Origin of the sequence: Streptomonospora mangrovi (assembly GCF_027604915.1) — a bacterium.
Lineage (GTDB): Bacteria > Actinomycetota > Actinomycetes > Streptosporangiales > Streptosporangiaceae > Streptomonospora > Streptomonospora mangrovi.
The window spans coordinates 13,467-38,903 of record NZ_JAJAQC010000024.1 but is presented as its reverse complement, the minus strand read 5'-3'; the positions used below and the strand labels follow the sequence as shown (position 1 = coordinate 38,903).

The 25,437-nt window shown below is 76.5% G+C and carries 27 protein-coding genes; 18 read left to right on the top strand and 9 right to left on the bottom strand.

Annotated elements, in window-relative coordinates; translation table 11 throughout:
* The first annotated feature begins 188 nt into the window (after window positions 1-188).
* Together LG943_RS14795 and LG943_RS14790 are read left to right on the top strand one after the other, a co-directional pair.
* On the top strand, window positions 189-839 hold the full coding sequence (locus LG943_RS14795) for an HhH-GDP family DNA glycosylase (protein ID WP_270072859.1): 651 nt from the start codon (window positions 189-191) through the stop codon (window positions 837-839).
* A gap of 74 nt (window positions 840-913) precedes the next feature.
* Window positions 914-1,198, top strand: coding sequence for a DUF2277 domain-containing protein (locus tag LG943_RS14790; protein ID WP_270072858.1), 285 nt, complete (start codon window positions 914-916; stop codon window positions 1,196-1,198).
* Here the strand turns inward: LG943_RS14790 and LG943_RS14785 are convergent.
* Window positions 1,195-2,745 (bottom strand): flavin-containing monooxygenase, encoded by a 1,551-nt coding sequence (locus tag LG943_RS14785; RefSeq protein WP_270072857.1) that lies wholly within the window; start codon window positions 2,743-2,745, stop codon window positions 1,195-1,197. The genes LG943_RS14790 and LG943_RS14785 overlap by 4 nt on opposite strands.
* Before the next feature lie 225 nt (window positions 2,746-2,970).
* On the opposite strand from LG943_RS14785, the gene LG943_RS14780 reads away from it, so the two are divergent.
* From LG943_RS14780 to LG943_RS14770, 3 genes are all read left to right on the top strand, one after another.
* Window positions 2,971-3,957, top strand: a complete 987-nt coding sequence (locus LG943_RS14780) for an ABC transporter ATP-binding protein (protein WP_408648595.1) — start codon at window positions 2,971-2,973, stop codon at window positions 3,955-3,957.
* The gene (locus LG943_RS14775; protein WP_270072856.1) at window positions 3,954-4,808 is read left to right on the top strand and encodes an ABC transporter permease; all 855 of its coding nucleotides are present in this window, start codon (window positions 3,954-3,956) and stop codon (window positions 4,806-4,808) included. The genes LG943_RS14780 and LG943_RS14775 overlap by 4 nt, the downstream gene beginning before the upstream one ends.
* A 109-nt stretch (window positions 4,809-4,917) precedes the next feature.
* Complete coding sequence (locus LG943_RS14770) at window positions 4,918-5,130, top strand: helix-turn-helix transcriptional regulator (RefSeq protein WP_270072911.1); 213 nt, start codon at window positions 4,918-4,920, stop codon at window positions 5,128-5,130.
* 135 nt (window positions 5,131-5,265) lie between these two features.
* Here LG943_RS14770 and LG943_RS14765 read toward each other — a convergent pair whose 3' ends face one another.
* On the bottom strand, window positions 5,266-5,739 hold the full coding sequence (locus tag LG943_RS14765; protein ID WP_270072855.1) for a MarR family winged helix-turn-helix transcriptional regulator: 474 nt from the start codon (window positions 5,737-5,739) through the stop codon (window positions 5,266-5,268).
* Between the two features lie 326 nt (window positions 5,740-6,065).
* On the opposite strand from LG943_RS14765, the gene LG943_RS14760 reads away from it, so the two are divergent.
* Window positions 6,066-6,587 carry a hypothetical protein gene (locus tag LG943_RS14760; RefSeq protein WP_270072854.1) on the top strand — a complete coding sequence of 174 codons (522 nt, stop codon included), beginning with the start codon at window positions 6,066-6,068 and terminating at the stop codon, window positions 6,585-6,587.
* Window positions 6,588-6,857: 270 nt separating this feature from the next.
* On the top strand, window positions 6,858-7,586 hold the full coding sequence (locus LG943_RS14755) for a sigma-70 family RNA polymerase sigma factor (protein ID WP_270072853.1): 729 nt from the start codon (window positions 6,858-6,860) through the stop codon (window positions 7,584-7,586).
* Window positions 7,587-7,871: 285 nt separating this feature from the next.
* Here the strand turns inward: LG943_RS14755 and LG943_RS14750 are convergent, their stop codons facing one another.
* Both LG943_RS14750 and LG943_RS14745 read right to left on the bottom strand, forming a co-directional pair.
* The gene (locus LG943_RS14750; RefSeq protein WP_270072852.1) at window positions 7,872-8,237 is read right to left on the bottom strand and encodes a hypothetical protein; all 366 of its coding nucleotides are present in this window, start codon (window positions 8,235-8,237) and stop codon (window positions 7,872-7,874) included.
* Between the two features lie 681 nt (window positions 8,238-8,918).
* The gene (locus LG943_RS14745) at window positions 8,919-9,296 is read right to left on the bottom strand and encodes a winged helix-turn-helix transcriptional regulator (RefSeq protein WP_270072851.1); all 378 of its coding nucleotides are present in this window, start codon (window positions 9,294-9,296) and stop codon (window positions 8,919-8,921) included.
* An 81-nt stretch (window positions 9,297-9,377) separates the two neighbouring features.
* On the opposite strand from LG943_RS14745, the gene LG943_RS14740 reads away from it, so the two are divergent.
* The 3 genes from LG943_RS14740 to LG943_RS14730 all read left to right on the top strand — a co-directional run bounded on the left by LG943_RS14740 (window position 9,378) and on the right by LG943_RS14730 (window position 11,777).
* Complete coding sequence (locus LG943_RS14740; protein WP_270072850.1) at window positions 9,378-9,788, top strand: RidA family protein; 411 nt, start codon at window positions 9,378-9,380, stop codon at window positions 9,786-9,788.
* A gap of 138 nt (window positions 9,789-9,926) precedes the next feature.
* A complete protein-coding gene (locus tag LG943_RS14735; protein WP_270072849.1) occupies window positions 9,927-10,496 on the top strand; it encodes a TetR/AcrR family transcriptional regulator in 570 nt (189 codons plus the stop codon).
* 96 nt (window positions 10,497-10,592) lie between these two features.
* Window positions 10,593-11,777 carry an SGNH/GDSL hydrolase family protein gene (locus LG943_RS14730; protein ID WP_270072848.1) on the top strand — a complete coding sequence of 395 codons (1,185 nt, stop codon included), beginning with the start codon at window positions 10,593-10,595 and terminating at the stop codon, window positions 11,775-11,777.
* Between the two features lie 37 nt (window positions 11,778-11,814).
* On the opposite strand, the gene LG943_RS14725 is transcribed toward LG943_RS14730, so the two are convergent.
* Window positions 11,815-12,348, bottom strand: coding sequence for a DUF1697 domain-containing protein (locus tag LG943_RS14725; RefSeq protein ID WP_270072847.1), 534 nt, complete (start codon window positions 12,346-12,348; stop codon window positions 11,815-11,817).
* Window positions 12,349-12,555: 207 nt separating this feature from the next.
* Here LG943_RS14725 and LG943_RS14720 point away from each other — a divergent pair, with 207 nt between their 5' ends.
* The gene (locus tag LG943_RS14720; RefSeq protein ID WP_270072846.1) at window positions 12,556-12,930 is read left to right on the top strand and encodes a VOC family protein; all 375 of its coding nucleotides are present in this window, start codon (window positions 12,556-12,558) and stop codon (window positions 12,928-12,930) included.
* 34 nt (window positions 12,931-12,964) lie between these two features.
* Here the strand turns inward: LG943_RS14720 and LG943_RS14715 are convergent, their stop codons facing one another.
* Window positions 12,965-13,822 (bottom strand): SDR family NAD(P)-dependent oxidoreductase, encoded by an 858-nt coding sequence (locus tag LG943_RS14715; RefSeq protein WP_270072845.1) that lies wholly within the window; start codon window positions 13,820-13,822, stop codon window positions 12,965-12,967.
* Between the two features lie 130 nt (window positions 13,823-13,952).
* Here LG943_RS14715 and LG943_RS14710 point away from each other — a divergent pair, with 130 nt between their 5' ends.
* The 7 genes from LG943_RS14710 to LG943_RS14680 all read left to right on the top strand — a co-directional run bounded on the left by LG943_RS14710 (window position 13,953) and on the right by LG943_RS14680 (window position 20,486).
* Window positions 13,953-14,567, top strand: coding sequence for a TetR/AcrR family transcriptional regulator (locus tag LG943_RS14710; protein ID WP_270072844.1), 615 nt, complete (start codon window positions 13,953-13,955; stop codon window positions 14,565-14,567).
* A 110-nt stretch (window positions 14,568-14,677) separates the two neighbouring features.
* Entirely contained in the window at window positions 14,678-15,007 is a 330-nt protein-coding gene (locus tag LG943_RS14705; protein WP_270072843.1) for a hypothetical protein, read from the top strand.
* A 252-nt stretch (window positions 15,008-15,259) separates the two neighbouring features.
* On the top strand, window positions 15,260-16,279 hold the full coding sequence (locus LG943_RS14700) for a sigma-70 family RNA polymerase sigma factor (protein ID WP_270072842.1): 1,020 nt from the start codon (window positions 15,260-15,262) through the stop codon (window positions 16,277-16,279).
* Between the two features lie 266 nt (window positions 16,280-16,545).
* On the top strand, window positions 16,546-16,749 hold the full coding sequence (locus LG943_RS14695; protein ID WP_179765883.1) for a cold-shock protein: 204 nt from the start codon (window positions 16,546-16,548) through the stop codon (window positions 16,747-16,749).
* A 136-nt stretch (window positions 16,750-16,885) separates the two neighbouring features.
* Window positions 16,886-17,425: a GNAT family N-acetyltransferase gene (locus LG943_RS14690; RefSeq protein ID WP_270072841.1), complete on the top strand. Its 540-nt coding sequence runs from the start codon at window positions 16,886-16,888 to the stop codon at window positions 17,423-17,425.
* Entirely contained in the window at window positions 17,422-17,817 is a 396-nt protein-coding gene (locus tag LG943_RS14685; RefSeq protein WP_270072840.1) for an ACT domain-containing protein, read from the top strand. The genes LG943_RS14690 and LG943_RS14685 overlap by 4 nt, the downstream gene beginning before the upstream one ends.
* Before the next feature lie 50 nt (window positions 17,818-17,867).
* Window positions 17,868-20,486, top strand: a complete 2,619-nt coding sequence (locus LG943_RS14680) for a hypothetical protein (protein ID WP_270072839.1) — start codon at window positions 17,868-17,870, stop codon at window positions 20,484-20,486.
* A gap of 57 nt (window positions 20,487-20,543) precedes the next feature.
* On the opposite strand, the gene LG943_RS14675 is transcribed toward LG943_RS14680, so the two are convergent.
* The 3 genes from LG943_RS14675 to erm form a co-directional block, all read right to left on the bottom strand.
* Window positions 20,544-21,317: an SWIM zinc finger family protein gene (locus LG943_RS14675; protein ID WP_270072838.1), complete on the bottom strand. Its 774-nt coding sequence runs from the start codon at window positions 21,315-21,317 to the stop codon at window positions 20,544-20,546.
* Entirely contained in the window at window positions 21,314-24,352 is a 3,039-nt protein-coding gene (locus LG943_RS14670) for a DEAD/DEAH box helicase (RefSeq protein WP_270072837.1), read from the bottom strand. The genes LG943_RS14675 and LG943_RS14670 overlap by 4 nt, the downstream gene beginning before the upstream one ends.
* A 145-nt stretch (window positions 24,353-24,497) precedes the next feature.
* Window positions 24,498-25,340, bottom strand: coding sequence for an ErmE/ErmH/ErmO/ErmR family 23S rRNA (adenine(2058)-N(6))-methyltransferase (erm, locus tag LG943_RS14665; RefSeq protein ID WP_270072836.1), 843 nt, complete (start codon window positions 25,338-25,340; stop codon window positions 24,498-24,500).
* Between the last annotated feature and the right edge of the window lie 97 nt (window positions 25,341-25,437).

Genomic DNA, 25,437 nt, shown 5'->3' with positions numbered 1-25,437 from the left:
CGCAGGGCGGAGGCGCCACCGGCTGTGGGGGCCGATGGACCCAGGAACGGTATCGCATCCCGCGCACCTGCCCCACGCGCGCCCCGCTCGGTGGGTGCGGGGCGTTGGCGGTGGGCGGGTCGGGGGTAGCGGGAGCCGTCCACGGCGCGGACCGGCCGCGCGGCGGATCGGGAACGGAGGGGCAGGCGATGGCGGCCGCAGCCCAGAAGAGGATCGCGCGCGCGGTGCTGGAGGAGGCGGGCCAGACCCTGGCCGGGCAGGCGGGCGTGCGCCTGGCCGACCGCCCGGCGCCGCTGTGGCAGTTGCTGGTGGTGGTCAACCTGGTCTCGGCGCGGATCTCCGCCGACATCGCGGTGGCCGCCGCCCGCGAACTGTTCGCCGCCGGCGGCACCACCCCCGCCGGCATGGCCGGCCTGAGCTGGCAGGAGCGCGTGGACGCCCTGGGGCGGGGCCGCTACGTGCGCTACGACGAGAGCACCGCGACCCGCCTGGGGGAGTGCGCCGACCTGGCCGGTGAGCGCTACGGCGGCGACCTGCGCCGGATGGGCGCGGCGGCCGAGGGGCGGGCTACCCGGCTGGCCGCCGCGCTCCAGGGGTTCCCCGGGATCGGGCCCACCGGCGCGGCCGTGTTCTGCCGCGAGGCCCAGGCGGTGTGGCCGTGGCTGCGGCCCTACGCCGACCGGCGCGCCCGGGGCGGCGCCGCCCGCCTGGGGCTGCCGTCCTCGGCCAAGGAGCTGGCCGCCCTGGTCGGGGGAGAGGAGATGGCCGCGCTCACCGCCGGGCTGGTGCGCGCCTCCCGCGACGCCGATGTGGCCCGCCGCGTCCGCGCGGCCGCCTGAGCCCGGCGCGCGGGGTGCCGCGCGCCCGCTCAGCGGCCCGGTCGTTTGTCGGTGCCGGTGGGTAGCGTGGAGGCATGTGCCGAAACATCCGCCGCCTGCACAACTACGAGCCGCCCGCCACCTCCGATGAGGTCCACGCCGCGGCGGTGCAGTACGTCCGCAAGGTCAGCGGGACCACCCGCCCCTCGGCCGCCAACCAGGAGGCGTTCGACCGCGCCGTTGCGGCCGTGGCCGCCGCCACCGCCGAACTCCTGGACTCCCTGGTGACCGCCGCCCCGCCGCGCTCCCGCGAGGAGGACGCCGCCCGCGCCCGCGAGCGCGCCGCCCAGCGCTACGGCGCCGCCCCGGCGGCCGGCTAGCGCCGAGGCTCGGGCGCGGGCTCCGGTGGGGCCGGCGCCGCCGGGCGGTGGGGCTGGCCCAGCGGCCCGGGCGCGCCCGGCGGCGGGGCGTCGCGCGGCTGGAGCCGGTAGTCACCCAGCCGCACCCGCCGGGTGCGCAGGCGGTAGGACACCGTCGACCCCGGCCAGTTCACGGTGTGGCGGCCCGATGCCGTGCGGTACCAGCTCGCGCAGCCCCGGTCGAACACCGTGGCGCGGGTGCGCTCGGCCACCCAGTCGGCGAACCGCCGCTGGGCCGCGGGGCGCACGTCCAGCCAGCGCAGGCCGCGGCGCTCCAGCAGGCGCACGCACTCCAGGGTGTAGTGGATCTGCGACTCCAGCATGTGGACGATGGAGTTGTGGCCCAGGTTGGTGTTGGGGCCGTAGAGCAGGAAGAGGTTGGGGAACCCGGCGACCGTGATCCCCAGGTAGGCTTCGGCGCCGCCGTCCCAGGCCGCGTGCAGGTCGCGCCCGCCCAGGCCGGTCACCTCCAGCCCGTCGAGGAAGCGCGCGGCGGCGAACCCGGTGCCGTAGACGAGGGTGTCGGCGGTGTGGTGGCGGCCGTCCTGGGTGGTGAGCCCGCGCGGACCGATCCGGGTGATCGGCGAGGTCACCACCTCCACGTTGGGCCGCTCCAGAGCCGGATAGTAGTCGTCGGACAGCAGGATCCGCTTGCAGCCGGGCGGGCCGGCCGGCCGCAGCGCGCGGCGCAGGCCGGGGTCTGCCACGCGCGAGCGCAGGTGCGCCACGGCCCAGGCGTCCACCGCCGACATCAGCGCGGGCCAGCGGGTGAAGGCGGGCGCCCGCCACTCATAGGCCCAGTACTGGCGCATCCGGCTGAGCCGCTGGGCGGCGGGCAGGGCGCGAAACAGCGCGGCGGCCCCGGGTCCGTAGGGGCGGTCGCCCTTGGGCAGCACGTGGGGCGCGTCGATCTGGAAGAGCGTGAGGCGCTCGGCCAGCGGCTGGATCCGGGGCACGAACTGGATGGCGCTGGCGCCGGTGCCCACCACCGCCACCGCGCGTCCGGACAGGTCGTGGTCGTGGCGCCAGCGGGCGGAGTGGAACGCGGTGCCGGCGAAGGAGTCGCGGCCGGGGATGTCGGGCAGCGCCGGGGTGCCCAGTTGCCCCACGGCCGACACCAGCACGCGCGCGCGGTGGGTGCGCCCGCCGCCGAGGTCCAGGCGCCACTCGCCGGCGGCCTCGTCGAAGGCGGCGCCGCGCACCGGGGTGCTCAGCCGCAGGTGCGGGGCCAGCCCGTAGCGGCGCACGCAGGCGCGCAGGTAGTCGCGGATCTCGGGTTGGCGGGGGAAGCGGCGCGTCCAGCGGGGGTTGGGCGCGAAGGAGAACGAGTAGAGGTGGGCCGGGACGTCGCACTCGGCGCCGGGGTAGGTGTTGTCGCGCCACACCCCGCCCACGTCGTCGGCCTTCTCGAACACGGTGACGTCGCGGTAGCCGGCCGCCGTGAGCCGGACGGCCATGCCCAGGCCGCCGAATCCGGCGCCGATGATCGCGACCGAGGGCGGGGCCACCGGCGCACCTCCCAAGGGGGTGGGGGACCGGCCCTGAAGCGGCCGGTGTCAGGGCGATGATGACCCCCGGCGGGCGCCGCGGCAAGACGGGTGGGGCGCCCGACTACCGGCGCCGCCCTCGATGCACCGCTGCGACCTGCGGTTTCTCGTACACCTTGGCCATGATGTAGTAGGAGTGCTATAAACGGTAGCGGTTCACCGATGAAAGGTATGACGGATATGGCCATGCTGGACCGCGATCGGCGGCGCACCGCCGCCGCCGACCGCGCCGACCCCGACCCCGCCGCCGACCCGGCGCAGGACGCGGTCATCCAGGTCAGCGACCTGCGGATGCGCTACGGCGGCACCGACGTGCTCAAGGGCGTCAGCTTCACCGCCCACCGGGGCGAGGTGCTGACCCTGCTGGGACCCAACGGCGCGGGCAAGAGCACCACCATCGAGATCCTGGAGGGCTTCCGCACGCGATCGGGCGGCCAGGTCCGGGTCCTTGGCACCGACCCCGCCACCGGCGACGAGCACTGGCGCGCCCGCCTGGGCGTGGTGTTGCAGTCCTGGCGCGACCACGGCCGCTGGCGGGTCGAGGAGCTGCTGTCCTACCTCGCCCGCTTCTACGGCCCCTACTCCTCGCCCCGGCGCCGCCGCCCCCGGCCCGTGGCCGAACTCCTGGAGACCGTGGGGCTGACCGCCCACGCCGGGAGCCGCGTCAACACCCTCTCCGGCGGGCAGCGCCGCCGCCTTGACGTCGCCATCGGCATCGTGGGCAACCCCGAGGTGCTGTTCCTGGACGAGCCCACCGCCGGGTTCGACCCCGAGGCCCGACGCGACTTCCACGACATCGTCCACGGTCTGGCCGACGAGGACACCACCGTGCTGCTCACCACCCACGACCTCGACGAGGCCGAGAAGCTCGCCGACCGCATCCTCATCATGGCCGGCGGGCGCATCGTCGCCGAGGGCACCGCCGAGGGGCTGGCCGCCCAGGTGCCCGCCGACGCCGAGGTCAAGTGGACCCGCGACGGCCGGCGCTTCGTCCACAGCACCTCCGACGCCACCGGGTTCCTGCGCGGCCTGCTCGCCGAGCACGGCGACGCGGTCGCCGACCTGGAGGTGCGCCGCGCCAGCCTGGAGGACGCCTACATGAGCCTGGTCCACCGCCACGAGTCCGGCAGCGCCGAGCAGGCGGCGCTGGAGTTCGCCGAGGAGATCCGATGACCGCCACCACCCTTCTCGCCGTGGGCTCGGGCCTGCGGCGCGGCTGGACCGAGTTCCGCCACTCCCTCACCAGCCGCGAGGACCTGATCGGCTACCTGGGGATCGTGGTGCTGTTCACCGGCATGTCGACGTTCATGCGCGGCGAGAGCGTGCGCGGCACCGACATCCCCATCGCCAACATGTGGCTGGCGGGCATCGTGGGGTTCCTGGTGGCCTCCACCGCGATCACCACCGTGGCCCAGGGCCTGGCCGTGGACCGCGAGGACGGCACGCTGCTGCGCGCCAAGGCGGTGCCCCACGGCGTGACCGCCTACCTGATCGGCAAGGCCGTCTACGTCGTGTGCGTGGCGATGGCCTCGGTGGTCCTGCTGCTGATCCCCGCCTTCGTGTTCTTCGACGGGTTCGGGGTCTACCAGCCCACCGACTGGATCACCCTGGCCTGGGTGCCGGTGCTGGGGCTGCTGTCCCTGGCACCCATCGGGGCGATCCTGGGGTCGCTGATCTCCAACCCGCGCGCCACCATGGGGCTGGTCATGCTGCCGTTCATGGGGATCATGGCCATCTCCGGGGTGTTCTACCAGGTCACCGGGTTCCCCGAGTGGCTCCAGGGGCTCGCCCAGGTGTTCCCGCTGTACTGGATCGCCTTGGGCATGCGCTCGGTGTTCCTGCCCGACTCCATGCTGGCCATCGAGATCGGGCAGTCCTGGCGGCTGGGGGAGGCCGCGCTGGTCATGGGTGTCTGGGCGGCGGTGGGCTTCGTGGTGGCGGCGGCGGTGCTGCGCCGGATGGCGCGGCGCGAGTCGGGCTCGCGCATGGAGGCCGGCCGGCGGCGGGCGATGCAGCGTGCCTAGCCGCCGGGGCGAACAGCGCGAACAGCGCGGCGCCGAGGACGACGCGGGCGCCGCCGCGCCCCCGCCCGCCGGCCGCGGCGGCGCGGGGTCGGCGGCCGAGGCCGAGCGCATCCACAACCGCATCGCCCTGCTGCGCACCGAGCGCGGGGTGTCGCGGCGCCAGTTGGCCGAGGCGCTGGGCGTGCACTACCAGACCGTGGGCTACCTGGAACGCGGCGAGTACAACCCGAGCCTGCACCTGGCGCTTCGGATCGCCCGGTACTTCGAGGTGCCGGTGGAGGTGGTGTTCTCCACCGAGCCGTTCCCCCGCATCGGCAGCTAGCGGCAGCGGTGGGCGGCCCGGCCCCGGGGCGGGGACGCACCCTCCGCCCCCAAGCCCGGCGGTCGCTCGCCAAGGCGCGGTGAACAGAGGTGACGGCGGCCGTGCGGGGGGCGTCCGGGCGGCCGCCCGGAGGTGTCACGCCGGGTCGGCGGGGCCGCCCGGGGCGTGGTGCTCGTCCAGGCGCACGAGGAGGTCCACGAGCGCGGTGCGCTCCTCGGCGTTCAGCGGGGCCAGCAGCCTGTTTTGGATCTCGGCCACCACCGCGTCCAGGCGGCGCAGCAGGTCCCGCCCGGCGGCGGTGAGGACGATGGAGTTGCGGCGGCGGTCGGCCGGATCGGGGGTGCGCTGGATGGCCCCGCGCTCCTGGAGGTCGTTGAGGACCGCCACCACGTCGCTGCGGTCGATCCCGCAGCGCCGCCCCAGTTCGGCCTGGCTGGAGGGGCCGAACTCCGCCAGCGCCGCGAGCAGGGCGTAGTGGTAGCTGCGGACCCCGGCCTGGGCCAGGGCCTCGGAGCTGAGGCGGTGGCTGTGCACGGCCAGCCGGCCCAACAGGCGGGTGGGCACGGCCTTCAGGCGCTCGGGCGCCGAGCTCGCGGGGGCGGTTTCCATGCCGGGCAGCCTACCAACGCCGTTGGCCCGACCCACGAAACCCGCCCTGCGCCCCTCCCGGTCTGAGGCCGACCCCCCTTTCCAGGGGGACGCGGCCGCCGCCGTCACCGCGAGCACCGCCAGTGGGGGGCCACCCCGGGTGCGCGCGGGTTGCGCACGCCGCACGCTGGGGGTCCGCGCCCCCCAACGGGGCGACCCGGGTGCGCGCGGGCCGGGCGCGGTGCGAGGATGGCGGTGCTGTGAACGGACCGCCGCCATCGCGCATGCTCCGGGCCGCCGTCTTCGCCGCTGTCGCGGTCGGCGTGTCCGGCACCGGCCATGCCCTGATGTCGGACCACCAGACCCCCCTCGCCGGCGTCGCCGCCGGGTTCGCGGCGGTCTTCGCCGTCGCGCTGGCCCCGACCGGGCGCGAACGCGGCTACGCCACCATCCTCGGCTGGATGCTGTGGAGCCAGTTCGGCCTGCACGTGGTCTTCACGGCCGCGCAGCTCCTCGCCGAACCCGGCGGTGCCGCGCCCGCGGCCGCCCACCTCGGCCACACCCTGCCCGCCGCCGCCCCGCAGGAGGGCGGCGGGGGAGGGGGCGCGGGCATGTTCGCGGTCCACGTCGCGGCGGCCGCCGTGTCGTCGTGGTGGCTGCGCGGCGGTGAGGCCGCCGCCTTCCGCCTCGCCCGCCACCTGCGCGCGCTGCTCGCCGACGCCCTGCCCCGGGTGGTGCGCCCCCGCTGGACCCCCGCGCCACGCCCCCTCGCGCCCGCGCCGGTGCGCCCCGCGCCCCGCCTTCCGGCGGCCGTGCTGCGCCACGCGCTGGTGGTGCGCGGGCCGCCGCTCCTTCTCGCCGCACCCTGACACCCGCACCCAACCCGGCCCGCGCCGGCGTCCGAGCGTGCCCTCCTTCGGTGGGCACGCCGGCCGGACGACCGGTGCCGCGCCGCCGCCCCGGCCTCCCGGGGCGGGTGCGGGTCCGGCTGCGCCGCGCACTCCCGCGCGGCCGCCCTGCACCCGTTCCACGCTCGCGTCCGCCCGCCCCGCAGCGGTGCCGCCGGCGGCGCGCGAGCCTGTGCCCATGCCCGCCGGCCCCGCCCCGGGCATGTCCGAAGCGAGAAGGACACCACCTCGATGCAGACTTCCCGATCCCCGCGTCCCCCCGCCGCGTGCGCGCGTCCGGCGCGCGCCGGACGCCCCCAGCGCGGTGAGGCGTCGCCCGCCGACGACCGCGCCATCACCGAGACCGCCCTGGCGGCCCGGCGCGGCGTCCCCGGCGCGGTGGACGACTTCGTCCGGCTCACCCGCCGACAGGTGTGGCGCTTCGTCGCCCACCTCACCGACCAGCAGAGCGCCGACGACCTCACCCAGGAGACGTTCGTGCGGGCGCTGCGCGCGCTGCCGTCGTTCGCCGGGCGGGCGCCGGCGCGCGTGTGGCTCATGGCGATCGCCCGGCGCACGGTCGTCGACCACTTCCGCGCCATGGCGGCGCGGCCCCGCCCGGCCCGCTCCGCCGGGGGAGAGGTGGAGGCGGTCACCGCCGCCGGCCTGGGCGGGCCGTCGTTCGAGGAGGAGCTGGTGCTGGACGACCTGCTGCGCCACCTTCCCGAGGCGCGCCGCACGGCGTTCTGGCTCACCCAGGTCGAAGGCCACTCCTACGCCCAGGCGGCCGCCGTGGTGGGCGTGCCGGTGGGCACGATCCGCTCGCGGGTGGCCCGCGCCCGCGACGACCTCATCGCGGCGCTGCGCACCGCCGAGGCGTCAGCGCGGGAGGTGCCCGGCCCTCGGGGGGAGCGGGCGCGGGTGGTGGCGGCTCGGCAGCAGGGGAGCGGCGCACCGGCCCGCGAGCGCCGCACGGCCTGAGCGGGGTTGAGGAGGGGAGTGGGGCGGGTTGCGGACCCGGCCCCACTTCCTTCGGGGAGGAGCGGGGCGCCGGCAAGGAGGAGGCCATGCGCTCCGCCGCGCCCGGGGAAATCGGACAAACCAGTGCCTTTATGAATCTACGTCGTAAAGGTCACGGTTTGTAAAAACCTTCTCCACGAAAGGCCAAAAACCAACACCGACGCCGAGGGCGGGCGGCCGTCCCGTTCCTCCCGAGCAGCCTCACCGCCACCGTGGAAGGCCGGAGGACAGCCACGCGTGGCGACCTCAGGTGGCGGCGCCGGCGACCGGTGCGGGAGACGCCTCCGCCGACGCGTTCCGCCGCCGCGCGTACCAGTACACGCCCACGGCGACGGCCAGGGCCAGGGTGAAGGCCGAGCGCAGCAGTTGGCCCGTCCCGCCGACCTCCGGCACCAGCGCGTCGGTGGCGTTCCAGGCGGCGTGGACGAGCACGGCCGACCACACTCCGCCGGCCAGATGCTCGTAGGCGAACAGCATGATGTAGGTGAGGGGCGGGAGGGTGCCGAAGAAGAGCGCGCCCTCCCAGGTCAGCAGCCCGGTCTCGTGCTGCCCCGTGCCGGTGAGGAAGAACAGCGGCAGGTGCCACACGGCCCACGCCGCGCCCAGCAGCACGGTGGTCTGGATCCGGCCGCAGGCGGGGCAGGAGGTAGCCGCGCCAGCCGAACTCCTCGGCGAGCGGTCCGGCCAGGAGCGTGTAGGCCAGGACGCCGAGCGGGCCCCCGACGCTCGCCGTCACCGAGGCCGCGTGCTGGGCGACGACCGCCCACTCGTGGCCGTGCAGCAGCGCGGTGACGGCCAGCATCGGTGCCGCGCCCAGGAGCAGGGAGAGCACCGGCCAGGAGGCGCGCAGCCGCACGGGGGTGCGCGGCATCTGGCGGCGGTTGCGCAGCCACATCACCAGCGCCGCGAGGCTGGGGCCGCAGGCGGCCACCACGAAGACCGGCATGGCGAGGCCCTCGTCGACGTTGGCGCCGGTCAGCGCCAGGACGGCCATCGGCACCCAGGTGATGAGGATGCACACGGCGGTGAACTGGGCGACCTGGCGGCCGAAGCGGAACCCCGGTGCGGGGCGGTGGGGAGGTGGGGTGGAGGACATGGCGGCCTTTCCGAGGCGAGGGGTACGCGGACCCGAGCCGTCCGGGCTCGCGGGTCCGCGTCGTCAGCCTCGCGGAGGCCCGCCGTCGCCGTCAGGAGTGCGCGCACCCCCGTTGCGGTGGTGCGCGTACCCGGTGCCGCGGGCGACACGAGGGCGCCCCCGCCGGGCGGGGATCGTGCGGCGCGGCCGGGGCTGGACTACCCCTCCTCGGCGTCGAAGCGCTCCCGGGCGCGTTCCACGGCGGGCAGGTTGGCGGCCGACCAGTCCAGCAGCGCGTCGATGAGGTCCTGGAGCGTCCTGCCCAGGGGGGCGATGCGGTACTCGACGGCCAGGGGGCGCGTGCTGGTGATGACGCGTTCGACCATCCCGTTGCGTTCGAGGCGGCGCAGGGTGGCGGTGAGCGACTTCTGGGTCACCACGGGGATGGCGCGGCGCAGTTCGTTGAAGCGCAGGGGTCGCTCGCAGAGTTGGTCCAGCACCTGGAGCGACCACTTGTCCAGGACCTGGTCCAGCAGTTCGCGGTGGCGGGGCGCGATCACGCGGCGCTCGGCGGTGGTTTCGGCGGTTTCTCCCATGACACCTGGTCTCGTTGAAGTTCCCTTTGTGTACCAAGTAGACATGGGATACCGCAAGGAACGCAACCCGAGAGGACTCCCATGGCCGTCCAGATGCTGTCTCCCCAGGGCATGATGCAGCCCGTGGCCTACAACCACGTCTCGATCGGCACCGGCTCCCGCCACGTGCACGTGGCCGGCCAGATCTCCCGCGACGCCGAGGCCCGGCCGGTGGCCGTCGGCGATCTGACCGGCCAGGTCGAGCAGGCCCTGCGCAACACCGCGCGGGGGCTGGCGGGCGCGGGGGCGGGGTTCTCCGACGTCGTGCGCCTCCGGTTCTTCGTCACCGGTTGGACGCCCGACAAGATGGACGCCTTCATGGCGGGCGTGGACAACGTGAGTGAGGAGTTGGGGATCCCGCGCCCGCTGCCGCCCGTCTCGCTCATCGGCGTGGACTACCTCTTCGAGCCCGATGTGCTCGTGGAGGTCGAGGCCTACGCGGTGCTGGACTGATCGCCGTCGATCGCCGTCGTCGGCCGGCCTCGCGCCCCGGTGGGCGCGGGGCCGCCGCCCATTTCACCTAAGAGCGATGAGGGTTTGCCTAAAACGTTTAGGCAACCTAGGGTGGGATTCGGAACAGGAGGGGTGCCCATGGCGCGCGCCGGCCTCACCGCCGAACGCCTCACCCAGGCGGGTGCCGAACTCGCCGACGAGATCGGTTTCGACCGGGTCACCGTGTCGGAGCTGGCCCGGCGGTTCGGCGTCAAGGTCGCCAGCCTCTACTCCCACGTCAGGAACTCCCAGGACCTGCGCACCCGGATCGCCCTGGCGGCGCTGGAGGAGATGGCCGACCGCGCCGCCGAGGCGCTGGCGGGGCGGGCCGGCAAGGACGCCTTGGCGGCGTTCGCCGACGTCTACCGCGACTACGCGCGCGAGCACCCCGGCCGCTACGCCGCGGCGCAGCTCCGGCTGGACCCGCAGGCGGCCGCGGCGAGCGCCGGTGTGCGCCACGCGCAGATGACCCGGGCGGTGCTGCGGGGCTATGACCTGCCCGAGTCCGAGCAGGTCCACGCGGTCCGGCTGCTGGGCAGCGTGTTCCACGGCTACGTGAGCCTGGAGTTGGGGGGCGGGTTCAGCCACAGCGCGCCCGACACCCAGGAGACCTGGGCGCGCACGATCGACGCGCTGGACTCCCTGCTGCGCAACTGGCCCCGGCCCTGAGTGCGGGGGCCGCCCGGCGCCGGCCCTGTTCCCTTGACCGCCGCGCGCCGCGCGCCGCGCGCGCGACCATCACCCATCGAATCGCAGGTTGCCGCCATGCCCACTCCGTCCGTCTGGACCACCACGCCCATCACCGCCGCCCTGGTGCGCGGCGCCTTCGAACTGGAGCGCACCGACCAGGGGGTGTTGCCGCACCGGCTGCCGGCCTGGGCGCGCGCCCAGTGCGCGGACCCCCAGTTGGCCATGGCCGAGTCCCAGCCCTCGGGGGTGCGGCTGGCGTTTCGCACGGCGGCCACCGCCGTGGAGGTGGACGCGCTGCCCACGCGGATGGTCTATGAGGGTGCGCCGCCGCGCCCCGAGGGTGTCTTTGAGCTGGTGGTGGACGGCCGGCGGGTGGACGGCGCGCCGGTGGCCGGGGGCAGGACGGTGGTGGTGTCCATGGCCACCGGGGAGCGGGAGGTGCGGCCGGGTCCGGTGGGCACCGTGGGGTTCGCGGGGCTGGCGGGCGGCGTCAAGGACGTGGAGGTGTGGCTGCCGCACAACGAGTCGGTGGAGCTGGTGGCGCTGCGCACCGACGCGCCGGTGGAGCCGCTGCCGGATCGGGGCCGGCGGGTGTGGCTGCACCACGGCAGTTCGATCAGTCAGGGGTCCAACGCGGCGGCGCCCACGGGGATCTGGCCGGCGGTTGCCGCGCTGGGGGCCGGGGTGGAGCTGGTGAACCTGGGGTTGGGCGGCGGCGCGATGCTGGATCCCTTCACCGCGCGCGCGATGCGTGTGTCGCGGGCCGATGTGATCAGCCTCAAGATCGGCGTCAATCTGGTCAACGCGGATGTGATGCGGGTGCGGGCGTTCGGGCCGGCGGTGCACGGGTTCCTCGACACCGTGCGGGAGGGCCACCCGGCGGCTCCGCTGCTGGTGGTGTCGCCGCTGTTCTGCCCCATCCACGAGGACACCCCCGGTCCGTGCGCGTTCGACGTGGAGGCGCTGCGGGCGGGGCGGGTGCGGTTCCGGGCGACGGGGGATCCGGCGGAGCGGGCGGCCGGGAGGCTGACGCTGCGGGTGGTCCGGGAGGAGTTGGCGCGGATCGTGGCGGAGCGCCGGGCGCATGACCCGCATTTGTTCTATCTGGACGGGTTGGCGCTGTATGGGCCGGACGACCACGAGGAGTTGCCGCTGCCGGACGGGCTGCACCTTGACGCCGCCGCGCACCGGCGGGTCGGGGAGCGGTTCGCGGCGCGGGTGTTCGGCGGCGGCGGGCCGTTCGCGGCGGCGCGGGGCTGATGGGCCGCGCGCTGTGCCGGGGCGGGGCGGGCGGGGCTCAGCCGCGTTCGGCCAGGGCGAGCAGGCGGGTGGTGGTGGTCCAGTTGCGCACGGTGGCCGGGCCGGGCAGGCGGGAGCCGAGGGCGGCGGTGAGCTTGGCGCGGCCCAGGCCGTTGGGGAAGTAGAGGTACAGCTCGCGTTCGCCGGCGGCGAGTTCCTCGGGGGCGTAGGCGGCGGGGTCGAGGGCGGCCAGGCGGTCGTGGTCGACGGGGGTGTTGAGGAAGGCCACGGCGCACTTGGCGGGGTCGCGGACGGGGAAGGGGATGCCGGCGACGACGCGCTGGAGGTCGGCGGCGGTGCGGACCATCACGGTGATGTCCAGGCCGGCCCGGGTGCGCAGGGTGTCGGCGATGTCGGCGGCGATGCGGTCGGGGTCGTCGTGGGCGGCGGTGAAGGCGGCGTTGCCGCTCTGGAGGAGGGTGGCGACGCCGGTGTGGCCCAGGTCGGTGAGCAGCGCGCGGAGGTCGGCCATGGGCAGCTTGTTGTGGCCGCCGACGTTGACGCCGCGCAGCAGGGCCGCGTATCTGGTCACCGGTGGTCAGCTCCTGGTGGTGGGGCGGGCGGCGCCCGGGGCGAGTGCCGGGTGGGCAGGTTATCGCGGGGTGGTGACAGGGGCGGCGGGGCAGCGCGGTGGGCGTGTTGCGGGGGTGGGGTGCGGCGCGGTGGGGGCGGGCCGCTGTAGGTTGCGCGTGCCCGGTCCCGTGGTGGGGCGGGTGTGAGCGAGTGGGAGGAGCGGCGGATGATTCGCGGTCTTCAGGCGGTGGCGCTGGACTGCCCGGACCCGGTGCGGCTGGCGGAGTTCTACGCGGCGCTGCTGGGCGGTGAGGTGGTGGTGGATCCGCAGGATCCGGGCTGGGTGGAGGTGCGGGGGTTCGCGGGGACGCCGCTGGCCTTCCAGCGGGTGGCCGACTACCGGCCGCCGGAGTGGCCGGGGCAGGGGTCGCCCCAGCAGGTGCACCTGGACTTCGACGTGGACGACATCGAGGCCGATGAGGCGCGGGTGCTGGAGTTGGGGGCGAGGGTTCTGGAGCGCACCGACCAGGTGCGCGCGGAGGCCAATTGGCGGGTCTACGCCGATCCGGCGGGCCACCCGTTCTGCCTGTGCCATCACTGATCCCGCACCGGGTCCGCGCCGGGGCGCTGCGGCGCTAGGGCTCCTGGGGGGTGAGGGTGTCGAGGAGGTCGCGGGTGGCCCGGTGCAGGCGCAGGGCCGCCTCGGGGTCGAAGGCGCGCCGGGTGAGGGGGAGGGGGCGGGTGCGGTCGTAGGCGGTGAAGGGGTGGGCGGGCGGGTCGTCCAGGAGGCGGCACATGGGGGCGATGGCGGTGTCGGGCGGGGCGGCGATGAGGCGGAATGCGGCCCGGGTGAGGGTGCGCAGGGGCTGGGGGAGGTGGTCGGGCATGCCGGTGGCCACCACGCCGGGGTTGTAGGTGATGTAGCGGACGGGGGTGCGGGGGTGGGTGGCGGCGAAGGCGGCGCCGAGGAGGTCGTTGGCGCGGAAGGACTGGAGGGTGGCGGTGGTGCCGCTGTAGCCGCGGGTGAGCTGGAGGTCGTCCCAGTGGATGCGGCCGAGGGGGACTCCGGGGGTGGCGACGTTCATGATGACGGGGCGGGGTGCGGCCTCCAGCGCGGCGCGCAGGTCGTGGCTGAGGAGGAAGCGGCTGAGGTAGGCCAGGGCGAAGTTGTGCTCGAGCCCTTCGGGGGTGAGGTGGCGGGGGCCGAGGAGGCGGTAGCGCTGGGCGCACAGGACGAGGGCGTCGATGCGGGGGTGGGTGTGGCGCAGGGTGGCGGCCAGGCGGCGGGTGGCGGCGGCGGAGGTGAGGTCGGCCTGGTGGAAGGCGGCGCGGTCGGCGGCTGAGGGGTGCCGGCGCGCGGCGTCGTGCAGGAGGGCGCGGCCCTTGGCGGGGGTGCTGCCCACGGCGATGACGCGGTCGCCGCGGCTCAGGTGGTGCAGGGCGAGCGCGCGGCCGAGGCCGTCGGTGCCTCCGGTGATGACGATGGTGCGCATGGGGGTTCCTTTCGCGGGGGCGGCGGCAGCCGAAAGCGGATACCGGATATCGACTATCCGGTTTCGTGGAGACCGTACCACGAACCGGATATGGTGTGTCCGCTTCTGCTGACGAGCGTGAGGAGAGCCCATGGACGCGGCGGGGGAAGGGCGCGCGCTGCGGCGCGACGCCGAGGAGAACCGGCGGCGCGTGGTCGCGGCCGGGCGCGCGGTGTTCGCCGAGCGGGGGCTGGGCGCCACGCTCAACGACGTCGCCCACCACGCGGGCTTGGGCGTGGGCACCGTCTACCGCAGGTTCCCCGACAAGCGGGCGCTGGCCGAGGCGGTGTTCGCCGAGGAGTTGGCGGAGATCGCGGAGTTGGCGCGCGCGGCGCTGGAGGCGCCCGACGCGTTCGGCGCGCTGGCGGGGTTCTTGGAGGAGGCGCTGGGGCGGGCGGCGCGCAGCCGGGGGCTGCGGGAGCTGATGCGCCAGGGCGGGGAGTTGGGGCCGGCGCTGGCGGGGGCGCGCGCCCAGATCGCGGCGCACTGCGGGGCGCTGGTGGAGCGGGCGCGGGACCAGGGGGCGCTGCGCGAGGGGGTGGGTCCCCACGACATCGCGCCCATCGCGGCGATGGTGGACGCCGTGATGGCGCTGCCGGGCGAGGAGGGCGCGTTGCGGTGGCGCCGCTACCTGGCGGTGCTGGTGGACGGGCTGCGGGCGGGTCCGGGGCGGGGGCCGCTGCCGGATGTGCCCGGCGCCGGGTGAGGCGCGCGGGGCCCGCTCTGGCGTGCCGCTTGGCGCGGGACCGATGGATTTGGGGCGCGGGGCCGGTCTTAGTGGGCGTGGGGTCCGGTTGCGTGGGCGGGGGTGCGGTGATGGGCGGTGGCGGTGTGGTGCGGCGCGAGGTGGTGCTGGGCTGCGGTGAGGTGCGCCCCTATGAGGCGGCGGTGTGGCGCGACGCGCTGGTGGTGGTGAAGGGGGGCGAGGTGGAGGTGGAGACGCGCGACGGGTCGCGGGCGCGGTTCGGCGCGGGTGCGGTGCTGTTCTTCGCGGGGCTGCGGCTGCGGTGGCTGCGCAACACGGGCGCGGTGCCGCTGGTGCTGGTGGCGGTGAGCCGGCGGCGCGGGGCCGCGGTGGGGGCGGTGGGGGACGCGGCGGCGGGGGTGGGGGAGGGCGCGGCGCCGGGGTCGGATGACCCGGGGTGAGGGGGCCGGGTCATCGGCGGCGGGCGGTCGAGGTTCCCTGCCGTGGCCGGTGTCCGGCGCGGTGTGGGTGGTGGCGGGCAGGTGGGTGGCGGGGCCGGGGACGGTGCGCTCCCGGGGGCGGTGGCGCGGTCCTGTGGTTTGTCACACCCCGCGGCTAGGGTGGTGAAAAGACTCACCACCAGCGAAAAGGCGGCCTTCGGGCGGTGTCGGCCCGCGCGGCCGGCGCTCCGGCGGCGCCGGAGGGGCACACCCATGAGCGAACTCACCGCGCGCTCGGAGCGTCCGGTGCCCGAGCAGCTCGGCTCGGCCGAGTTGGCCGACCGCCTGGAGGGCTTCCGCGTGGAGCTGACCGGCTACTGCTACCGGATGCTGGGGTCGGCCTTTGAGGCCGAGGACGCCGTGCAGGAGACCATGGTGCGGGCCTGGCGGGCCTATGAGCGCTTCGAGCACCGCTCCTCGCTGCGGTCGTGGCTGTACCGCATCGCCACCAACACCTGCCTGGACGCGCTCAACGGCCGCGAGCGGCGGGCCCGCCCGGTCGAGATGGGCCCGGCCGGCGGCGCCGAGCCCGTGCTGGGTCCGGCGCTGGGCGAGGACGTGTGGGTGGAGCCCTTCCCCGACGCCCGGGCGCTGCCGGGCTCGGGCGACCCGGCCGAGGAGGTCGCGCTGCGCGACAGCGTGCGGCTGGCGTTCGTGGCGGCGTTGCAGCATCTGGCGCCGCGCCAGCGGGCGGTGCTGATCCTGCGCGAGGTGCTGGCGTGGCGGGCGGCGGAGGTCGCCGAACTGCTGGGCACCAGCGTGGCCTCGGTCAACAGCGCGCTGCAACGGGCGCGGGCCACGCTGGCGGCGGCGGGCGACCTGGGCGCCACCGAGCCGCTGCGCCCCGGCGACAGCCGGCAGCAGGAGCTGCTGCGGCGCTATGTGTCGGCGTTTGAGTCCTATGACCTGGAGGCGCTGACCGCGCTGCTGCGCGAGGACGCCACGCTGTCGATGCCGCCCTATGCGCTGTGGCTCCAGGGGGCGCCCGACATCTGCTCGTGGATGCTGGGTCCCGGGCACGGGTGCCGGGGGTCGGTGCTGGTGCCGGTGGCGGCCAACGGCTCGGCGGCGTTCGGGCAGTACCGCCCGGCGCCCGGCGGGGGGTTCGAGCCCTGGGCGCTCCAGGTGGTCGAGGTGCGCGGTGGCCGTATCAGCGCGCTGAACTCCTTCTTGGACACCGCGCGCCTGTTCCCGCTGTTCGGGCTGCCCGCCGACCCCCGCCGGGCGCGCTAGCGCGCCGGTTTTGCCGCGTGTTTGCCCAGGCCGGGTGGAGTGCCGGGGGGATCGTGGCGCGGGCGTGACGCAGCGCACCTGGCGCGTGGGCGGATGGGTGGTAGTGTTGAGGCATCGGGTTGCAGTCGTGATTTCGCCTGAACGCGCATGTTGTTTGCGCCTGCGGAGTTGTTGACCAGCGGGCGTTTTTCTTTTCGAGAAAGTTCGCAGCACCCGCCGACACCGCAAAGTGCGGGGTCGGGACCGATCTCGAATGGGAGACGCACATGCCGCAGGGCACCGTCAAGTGGTTCAACAGCGAAAAGGGCTTCGGCTTCATCCAGCAGGACGAGGGCGGCCCGGACGTGTTCGTCCACTACAGCAACATCGCGGGCAACGGCTACCGCAACCTTGAGGAAGAGCAGCGCGTGGAGTTCGACGTCACGCAGGGCCCCAAGGGCCCGCAGGCCGAGAACGTCCAGGGCCTCTGACCCCAGGTTTTCGCAGTACGGCGGGGCCGTCCGGAGTCTTCTCCGGGCGGCCCCGCCGTCGTTGTGTGGGGCCGCGCCGGCGAACAGGCTGGGGCACACCGGTCAAAAGCGCCCGTTCTTGGTTAGCATGCCCCCTATGACCTCGACGCCCGTGCTGCGCACCCAACGGCTCACCATCCGCGACTGGAGCACCGACGACGCTGAGGCGGCCCTGGGCATCTACGGCGCCCAGGAGGTCGCGCGGTGGCTGACCCCGGAGATGCGGGTGGTCACCGACGTGGAGGCGATGCGCTCGGTCCTGGCGGCGTGGGCGGAGGCCCAGCCCAACCTGGTGCCGCCGGCGGGGCGCTGGGCGGTGGTGCGCAGCGCCGACGACACCCTGATCGGCGGGCTGTCGCTGCGGCTGCTGCCGCCCTTTGAGGAGGACTTCGAGCTGAACTGGCAGCTAGACCCCCGCCACTGGGGGCACGGCTACGCCACCGAGGCCAGCCGGGCGCTGGTGGCCTGGGCGTTCGAGCAGGGCGTGGAGGAGCTGTTCGCGGTGGCCCGGCCCAAGAACGCGCGGGCCATCGCCACGGCCCGGCGGCTGGGCATGGAGTGGGTCGGGGAGACCGAGAAGTACTACAACACCCGCCTCCAGGTGTTCCGCGCCCGGCCCTCCCAGCGCGGCGCGTGAGCGCGCCCGAGCGGGACCTGGCGCGCCTGCTGGCCGGGCTGGACCCCCACCCCCACCCGGGGGAGTACGTGTTCGCCTCGTGTGCGCGCGTGCCCGAGGGCCTGGCGGCGGTGGTCACCGTGGCCGAGCCCGAGGGGTGGACGGTGGTGTGCGAGCGCGCCGAGGCCGAGCGCACCGGCTTGATCTCCTCCTTCCCCTGCGCGTGGATCACGCTGCGGGTGCACTCGGCGCTGGAAGCGGTGGGCCTGACCGCGGCGGTGGCCGGCGCGCTGGCCGGCGAGGGCATCGCCTGCAACGTGGTGGCCGGATTCCACCACGACCACCTGTTCGTGCCCTACGCCCAGGGCGAGCGGGCGGTGGCGCTGCTGCGCGCCCTGGCCGCATCCGGATAGCCGCCCGGGCGCGGCCGGAGTCTGTCCGCGGGCTGTGCCACCATCCCGGCATGACCTTCACCCTCCCCACCTCCTCCGGCGACGTCAGCCTGCTGACGGACTGGGCGCGCCGCGACCGCCCCGACCTGCTGCCCGCGGCGCACGAGGCGCAGGAGCGCCTGCACCGGCACCTGCCCGGTGCCGCGCGCAAGGCCGACGACTTCCTGCGCTCCCTGGACCGCCTGGCCCAGGAGGTGCCTCCGGAGATGCGGCCCTGGCTGTGGGACGGCGCGGCCCAGGGGCTGGTGCTGCTGGGCGGGGCCAAGGCCTTGTGGGCGGCGCCGCGCGCCTATGCCCGCGCCCGCCAGGCCGAGGCCGACCACGGTCTGGACCTCGACACCGGCCACCACACCGCCCAGGCGCTGTTCCTGGCCCGCGCCGGCGCCCTGCCCGCCAAGGAGGTCCGCGCCTTCCAGGAGTGGATCACCGCCACCCTGCCGCCCGCGGAGGCCTATCCGGCGCTGAGCGCGCTGGTCACCGCGCGCGCCGCCGGGGGCAGCGCCCCGGCGGCCGGCACCTACACCCTGCTGGCCAAGACCGCCGCGGCCGCCGGCGTCGCCCAGGAGGAGGTGGCCCGCGCCCTGGCCGACCTGCTCGCCGCCTCGCGGGGCACCGCCGTGCCCCCGGCCCTGTTCACCAAGGCCGCCCGGGTGTTCGCCGCCGCCCCGCCGCCGCCTGAGCGCCTGGCCGCGTTGTGGGAGCTGTTCCCGCCCGGGAGGTGGGTCAAGAACGACGGCGGCGCGTGGCTGCACCTGCTGGAGGCGTCTGGCGCGGTGGAGGCGCTGGCCCGCGGCGAGGTCACCCCCCGGGGCGGGGTGTCCGGCTGGCTCCAGCGCTTCAGCCGGCTGTTCAAGTACACCGGCAGCGGGCAGGGCGTCATGGCCCAGCGCATGCCCCAGCGGCTGTATGCGATCCTGCCGCGGCTGGCGCCCCGGCTGCGGGCCGAGGACCGCCCCCTGGACACCTGGTCCTCCGAGTGCGGCCACTCCCGGCTGGACGCCGAGCTCCTGGCGGCCTGCCTGGCCCACAACATCCCGGTGCACCTGCCCGCGCGCGGCCGGGAGTTCGCCTTCCTGCACGGCCCCCACCTGGGCCTCCTGTTCGCCCACCCCGTGCTGGGGCCGCGCCTGGAGCGCCAGGTCTCCGGCCGCCACCGCGACCCCAACGCCACCCCGCCCGCCGCCGCGCGCAGCGCCATCACCGCCTTCCCCGACATCCCCGAGGTGGTGCCGCTGGTGCGCGAGCGCGTCCGGCGCCTGGTCGCCGACATCGGCGCGGCCGGCCTGCCCAGCGCCGCCGACAGCCTGCGCACCCTGGACCGCCTGCTCGACGACGCCGCCACCGCCGCGCTCGCCGGGGTCGAGGAGGAGGTCGCCGCGGTGCAGGGGGCCGGTCCGCTGCTGCGGGCCCTGCGCGGCGGGCTGCCCGAGGAGCTGGGGTGGCCGGCCTTCGACGCCGCCGTCGCCGAACTGGGCGGACCCGAGGCGGTGCTGCGCGTGTGCTCCTCCTGGCCGGTGTGCACCCTGGTGGGGCGCGAGCGCGCGATCGCGGTGGACCACTCCGGGCGGGTGGGCGTCGTGGACCTGCAACCCCCGGGCGAGGGCGAGGCGCCGCCGGTCCCGGTGGTGCGCCACCTCCAGGGCCGCTTCCTGGTGGCCTATCCCGGCGCCTCCGGCGGCGCGGGGTGGGCCTACTGGTCCGACCGGCCCAACGAGCGCTTTGACCCGGACCGGGAGGGCGACTGGTCCACCGCGAGCTGGGCGCGGGAGTTCCCCGCCCACGCCGTGAGCGAGTGGACGGGCCACCGGCTGGCCGCCGTCCCGCAGCGCCTGAGCTGGGCCGGGCAGATGAGCGACGGCACCACGGTGTGGCTGGGCGGGGAGCGCGGCCGCGACACCGGGTGGTACGCCTGGTCGGGCGAGGCCACCGCCGCGCAGGCCTCCCTGCCCGCGTTCTTCTCCGCCGGCCCCGAGGCGGGCTGGGAGTGGGAGCGGCAGAGCCTGTCCCTGGTGCGGCTGCCCGAGGGGGTGGAGTCCCCGCTGGGGCAGTCCGGGCGGCTGTCGGGCTTCCGGGTGGCGGCGGTCACCGACCGCCCCGGCAACTACTCCGACGACTACCTGGTGGAGGGTGCTGACGGCCGCCGGGCCCGCCACCACCGGCCGCGGGCCATGGGCCACCCCTGGGCGATCCTGCGCTTCCCCGGTTCGGGGGTGGACCTCCTGCTCACCCAGGGGCGGGGCAGCGCCCGCATGGAGCGGGTCTGCTGCTACGCGGCCGACGACGACTCCCTCCAGTGGGAGGTGGTCACCGCCCCCGCGCACCGGCGCCAACTGCCGGCGCGCGACCTGCCGTTCTTCCCGCCGGTGGGGTTCTGGCACTTTTTGGGCCTGCGCGACGCCGCCTCCTCGGCCGCGCTGCGCCAGGCGGGTCTGGAGGAGGCGCGGGCGCTGCTGGCGGCCCACGCCGAGGGAGGTGCGGACAAGGCGCTGGCGGTGCTGGACGAGCGGGTGCCCGGGGTGGTCCACGAGCCGATCCGCCAGGGGGTGGCCCGGGCGGTGGCCGCTGCCGCCGCGCTGGAGCAGGACCGCGCGGCGCTGGTGGAGCGCCTGCGCGCCGCCCGCACCGGCTGACCCGCTGCGGGATGCCCGGCCCCGGGCCGCCGGGGCCGGGCCGCACCCGCGCCGCGCTCAGCCCTTCGCCGGCGGCGGGGGCGGCGGATCCTGACCGGGGGCCGCGCCGGGGTCCGGGGCGGTCTCGGCGCGCAGCAGGCGGGCGTACAGCGGCGCCAGCACCGCCGCCACATCCTCGCCGTCGGCGCCGCCGGGGGGCGGTGCCCAGGTGGCGGCGGGGTCGCCGGGCAGCGGCGGCAGGGCCGGCAGCGGCGGCGCCGCCCAGAACTCCCCGGGGTCGGCAGCGGCGGCGGGGGCGGGATCGGGCGCGGCGGCGCGGCGCACCCGCTCCAGCAGTTCCTCGCGGGCGCACCCCCGCCAGGCGGCCACGGTGAAGGGGTCGCGCTCGACCTGGTCGGCCAAGGCGAACAGCAGGGCGGCGGCGTGCACGCAGGGGTCCTCCCAGGCCGGGCAGGAGCACACGCAGGCGACCTCGCCGAAGCGGCGGGGCAGCGCCGGCCAGCCCACCAGCTCCCACACCCGCCCGGCCTCCACCGGCAGCAGCCCGGCCAGCACGGCGTCGCGAAACACCGGCTGGTCGGCCAGCGCCCGTGCCGCGCGGTCCCACTCCTGGTCCTGGGCCGGGGGCCACAGCAGGCTCGCGGCGGCCGGCCCGCCGGGGCCGCGCACCTGGGCGGCGGCCTCGCCGGGCAGCACCTTCAGCCCGCTCACCGCGCCCGATTCGGCCAGGGCGCGGGCGCGCCGCCACAGCGGCGGCGCGGGGTCGGGGGCCAGGCCGCGCAGCAGGCGCGCCCACTCGGCGCCGGGGCGGGCGGCGGGGGCCGGGCTCACGCGGCGACCGCCTCGGGCGCCAGGCGCACCAGGTCGCGCAGGTGGTCGGTGGTGAGGTCGGCCAGCCAGTGCTCGCCGGTGGCCACCGCCGCGCGGGCCAGGCGGCGCTTGCGCTCGATCAGCTCGTCGATGCGCTCCTCGACGGTGCCCACGCACACCAGTTTGCGCACCTGGACGTCGCGGCGCTGGCCGATGCGAAACGCCCGGTCGGTGGCCTGGTCCTCCACCGCCGGGTTCCACCAGCGGTCGATGTGCACGACGTGGTTGGCGGCGGTGAGGTTGAGGCCGGTGCCGGCGGCCTTGAGGGAGAGCAGCAGCACCATGGGGCGGTCGGCGGCCTGGAAGCGGGCGGTGATCTCCTCGCGGCGGGCGCGGGGGGTGCCGCCGTGGAGCCACAGCACCTCAACGCCCAGGCGCTGGTGCAGGTAGGGGGCCAGGCGGTCGCCCAGGGCGGTGTACTGGGTGAAGCACAGCGCCTGTTCGCCGGCGGCCGCCACCTGCTCCAGCAGCTCCTCCAGGCGGGCGAGCTTGCCCGAGCGCCCGGCCAGGGGCGAGCCGTCGCCCAGGAACTGGGCGGGGTGGTTGCAGATCTGCTTGAGGCGGCCCAGCGTCCCCAGGACCACGGCGTTGCGTTCGCGCTGGTCGGACTCTGCCAGGCGGGCGGCCATGTCGTCGACGGCGGCCTGGTAGAGGGTGGCCTGCTCGGGGGTGAGGGTGCACCAGGTGCGCATCTCGTGCTTGGCCGGGAGGTCGGTGATGATGGCGCGGTCGGTCTTGAGGCGGCGCAGGATGAAGGGGCCGGTAACGCGGCGCAGCAGGGCCGCGGGGTCCTCGCCCTCGTCGCCGGTGCCGGGGGAGTCCTCACCGCCGCCGTTCTGGGCGGCGCGCGCGGCGCGGGCCGCCAGCCCCGCCGCGAACGCCTGGCGGCTGCCCAGCAGGCCGGGGTTGGCGAAGTCCACCACCGCCCACAGCTCCTCCAGGTTGTTCTCGACCGGGGTGCCGGTCAGCGCGACGCGGGCGCGCGCGGGCAGCCGGCGCACGGCCTGTGCCTGGGCGGCGTCGGCGTTCTTCAGCGCCTGGGCCTCATCGCACACGACGCGGTCCCAGGGCAGGGCCGCCATCTCCTCGGCGTCGCGGCGCAGCGTGCCGTAGGTGGTCAGGACCAGGTCGGCGGCGCCGGCGGCGCGGGCGAGGTCGTTGCCGCGGGCGCGGCGGGGGCCGTGGTGGGTGTGCAGGCGCAGGCCGGGGGCGAACCGCTGGGCCTCGCGGCGCCAGTTGCCCAGCAGCGACACCGGGCACACCAGCAGGGTGGGGCCCGAGGGGGCGGGGCGGCCGGGGGCGCGTTCGTCGGCCAGGACCGCCAGCAGTTGGACGGTCTTGCCCAGCCCCATGTCGTCGGCCAGGACCGCGCCCAGGCCCAGGCGGTCCAAAAACCGCAGCCAGGCGGCGCCGCGCCGCTGGTAGGGGCGCAGGGAGGCGGTGAACCCGGGCGGGTCGGCCAGGGGGTGGAGCCGCTGGTGGGCGGCGCCGGCCAGCAGGTCGCCCAGCGCGCCGTCGGCGTCGACGCCGACCACGGGCAGGGGCGCCTCGGAGGCCGACGACAACGCCAGGCGCAGCGCCTGGGAGCGGTGGAGGGCGCCGTGGCCGCGGCGGCGCAGGAACGCCACGACGGCGCGCAGGTGGGCGGGGTCGGCGAGCAGCCAGCGGCCGCGCAGGTGGACCAGGGGCTCCTTGAGGCGGGCCAGGCGGGCGAGTTCGTCCAGGTCCAGGGTGTCGTCGTCGCAGACGGCGGCCAGGGAGAAGTCCAGGAGGTCGCCGGCGCCGATGCCGCCGGGGGCGGCGGCGGGGCGTTCGCGGGTGGTCAGGCGCAGGCCCAGGCGGCGCCGGCCCACCCATTCGGGCAGGACCACGCCGATGCCGGCGGCGGTGAGCCGGGGGGCGTCGGCGGTGATGAAGGTGTGGGCTTGGCCCAGGGTGAGCGCCAGGTGGGTGGGTGCGGCCTGGGCGGCGGCCGGCGCCAGGGCGGGGTAGTGGCGGGCGGCGGCGCGCAACTGGGTGAGCAGGGCGGTGCCGGCCTCAGGGCCAACAGCGGCGGCGTGGTCGGCATCCTGCCACAGGGCGGCGGCCGGTACCTGGAGGCTGGGGTCGGCGCGTGAGGCCACCCAGAACTCCAGGTGCCAGGGCTGCTGGGGGGTGTCGGGGTCGCGCAGGCGCAGCACCAGGTGGGCGCCGGTGCGGGCGCGGCGGGCGTCGCGGTGCCAGGCGGCCAGGCGCGCGCCCAATCCGGGCGGGGCGGGGCTGAGGGGGCGGGGGCGCGGGGCGGCCAGGGCCGCGGCCAGGGGGTGGCCGGGTGCGGGGTGGCCGGCCAGCAGCGCGCGGGCGTGGGCGTCGGCCAGGTGGGTGAGGGCGTCGAGCAGGCGCGCCGAGGGGTCGGCGGCGGGGTCCTCGGCCTGGGCACTGGGCGGCAGGGCGGCGGTGAGGGCGTCCAGGTGGGTCTGGGCGGCGCCGGTCAGCACCGGGCGCCACTGGGCGCCGGGTGCGGCCAGGGCCGGCAGCAGGTGGCCGCGCGCGGCCAGCCGGGCGGCGAAGGCGGCGACCTCGCCCAGGTGGGCCAGGCCCGGCCCGGTGGCGGGGTCGGGGTCGGGCGCGGTGGCCAGTGCCAGCAGCAGGGGCCGGGCGGCGGCGGGGTTCAGGCGCAGCGCGGGCACCCGCCAGGTGCCCCAGGCGGGGCGGTGGGGCGCGGCGGCGGCGCCGTGGGCGGGGGAGGGCAGCGGGGTGGTGCCGGCGGTGGGCAGGCGCAGCGCCGCCCGCTCCACCGAGGCGGCGGGGTCGGTGCGGGGCGCCCGCGCGGCCAGGGCGCGGCGCAGTTCGGCGGGGGAGGCGGCGAAGGGGTGCACGCCGGGGCGGCGGGCGCCCGCGCCGGGCGGGGGGTGCTCGCCCCACACCAGCAGCGCGCCCGGCGCCCCCTGGGCGCCGGGGCGCCACCACCCGTGCAGCACCAGCACCGATCGCCCCTCCCGTCGCCGCCTGGTCACGCCGCCCTCCAGTATGGCCGCGCCCACCGACACTCCTGCATCGGCCCGCGCGGGCGCCCCGGCGGCGCGCATGACCGGCGCACCGGCCACGACCTGCGCGGGTCGAGGGGGGCGGGCCGCCCGCGCGGCGGCCCGCCCCGCCGCCTCAGCCGGTGCCCGGCTCCAGGCGGTGCAGGTGGGCGAACAGGCGGACCCACTGGTCGGGGGAGACCTCGGCGACCAGGGCGCCGCGCGGCACCCCGGCCCAGGCCAGGGCGGCGTCGACGCGGCGGACGGGCGCGGCGGTGCGCAGGGACGCCCGCAGGCTGCCGCCCACACCGGTGAACCCGGTCTCCACCAGGCGGCGGTACTCGCCCAGCGCCTCGCGGGGCAGCAGGGGCCGGTCGCGGCGGCGCAGCAGCAGCACCGCGGAGTCCACGCGCGGCACCGGGGTGAAGCGGTCGCGGTGGATGCGGGGCCCCATCCGCCAGTCGAACCGGGGCCAGTGCAGCACGGTCAGGCGCGACCAGCGGCCGAACCCGCCGGTGCGCTTGCGGGCGTACTCCAGTTGGGTGACCAGGGTCGCCGAGCGCAGGGAGGGGGCGGCCAGGCACCAGTCCACGATCGCGGCGGTGATGGCGTAGGGGATGTTGCCCACCACGTGGAAGGGGGCTGAGGGCGGGTGGGCGGTGCGGAAGTCGGCGCGGACGACGCGAACCCGCCCGCCGAAGCGGCGGCGCAGCGTCGCGGCGAGGCGGGGGTCGATCTCGTAGGCGGTCAGGTGAGCGCAGGCGGGCAGCAGGTGGCGGGTGATCATGCCCTCGCCCGCGCCCACCTCCCAGACGGTGTCGGCGGGCCCCACGCCCGAGGCGCGCACGACGGCGCGGGCCACGGCGGGGTCGGTCAGGAAGTTCTGGGAGTAGCGGCGCCGGTTGCCGGTGCGGCGCCCAGCGGACGCGGGGGCGGCGGAGGTGGTGCGGGGTGCGCGGTCGCGCGGTGTGCGTGCCATGGCGGGTCCGTTCCAGCCGGCCCTGGTGGGGCGGCGGACGGGACGGGCGGCACGGCGGCACGGCAGCGGGGGCGCGCGCACGGCGCGCCGGGCATGC

Excerpts from the sequence above, each read along its gene's own strand:
- LG943_RS14775 (WP_270072856.1), top strand. The coding sequence starts at position 3,954 with ATGACCGCCACCACCCTTCTCGCCGTGGGCTCGGGCCTGCGGCGCGGC.
- LG943_RS14680 (WP_270072839.1), top strand. The coding sequence starts at position 17,868 with ATGACCTTCACCCTCCCCACCTCCTCCGGCGACGTCAGCCTGCTGACG.
- LG943_RS14745 (WP_270072851.1), bottom strand. The coding sequence starts at position 9,296 with ATGGGAGAAACCGCCGAAACCACCGCCGAGCGCCGCGTGATCGCGCCC.
- LG943_RS14705 (WP_270072843.1), top strand. The coding sequence starts at position 14,678 with ATGGGCGGTGGCGGTGTGGTGCGGCGCGAGGTGGTGCTGGGCTGCGGT.
- LG943_RS14710 (WP_270072844.1), top strand. The coding sequence starts at position 13,953 with ATGGACGCGGCGGGGGAAGGGCGCGCGCTGCGGCGCGACGCCGAGGAG.
- LG943_RS14690 (WP_270072841.1), top strand. The coding sequence starts at position 16,886 with ATGACCTCGACGCCCGTGCTGCGCACCCAACGGCTCACCATCCGCGAC.
- LG943_RS14695 (WP_179765883.1), top strand. The coding sequence starts at position 16,546 with ATGCCGCAGGGCACCGTCAAGTGGTTCAACAGCGAAAAGGGCTTCGGC.
- LG943_RS14765 (WP_270072855.1), bottom strand. The coding sequence starts at position 5,739 with ATGGAAACCGCCCCCGCGAGCTCGGCGCCCGAGCGCCTGAAGGCCGTG.
- LG943_RS14715 (WP_270072845.1), bottom strand. The coding sequence starts at position 13,822 with ATGCGCACCATCGTCATCACCGGAGGCACCGACGGCCTCGGCCGCGCG.
- LG943_RS14700 (WP_270072842.1), top strand. The coding sequence starts at position 15,260 with ATGAGCGAACTCACCGCGCGCTCGGAGCGTCCGGTGCCCGAGCAGCTC.
- LG943_RS14720 (WP_270072846.1), top strand. The coding sequence starts at position 12,556 with ATGATTCGCGGTCTTCAGGCGGTGGCGCTGGACTGCCCGGACCCGGTG.
- LG943_RS14795 (WP_270072859.1), top strand. The coding sequence starts at position 189 with ATGGCGGCCGCAGCCCAGAAGAGGATCGCGCGCGCGGTGCTGGAGGAG.
- LG943_RS14755 (WP_270072853.1), top strand. The coding sequence starts at position 6,858 with ATGCAGACTTCCCGATCCCCGCGTCCCCCCGCCGCGTGCGCGCGTCCG.
- LG943_RS14780 (WP_408648595.1), top strand. The coding sequence starts at position 2,971 with ATGCTGGACCGCGATCGGCGGCGCACCGCCGCCGCCGACCGCGCCGAC.
- erm (WP_270072836.1), bottom strand. The coding sequence starts at position 25,340 with ATGGCACGCACACCGCGCGACCGCGCACCCCGCACCACCTCCGCCGCC.
- LG943_RS14740 (WP_270072850.1), top strand. The coding sequence starts at position 9,378 with ATGGCCGTCCAGATGCTGTCTCCCCAGGGCATGATGCAGCCCGTGGCC.
- LG943_RS14730 (WP_270072848.1), top strand. The coding sequence starts at position 10,593 with ATGCCCACTCCGTCCGTCTGGACCACCACGCCCATCACCGCCGCCCTG.
- LG943_RS14735 (WP_270072849.1), top strand. The coding sequence starts at position 9,927 with ATGGCGCGCGCCGGCCTCACCGCCGAACGCCTCACCCAGGCGGGTGCC.
- LG943_RS14790 (WP_270072858.1), top strand. The coding sequence starts at position 914 with ATGTGCCGAAACATCCGCCGCCTGCACAACTACGAGCCGCCCGCCACC.
- LG943_RS14760 (WP_270072854.1), top strand. The coding sequence starts at position 6,066 with ATGTCGGACCACCAGACCCCCCTCGCCGGCGTCGCCGCCGGGTTCGCG.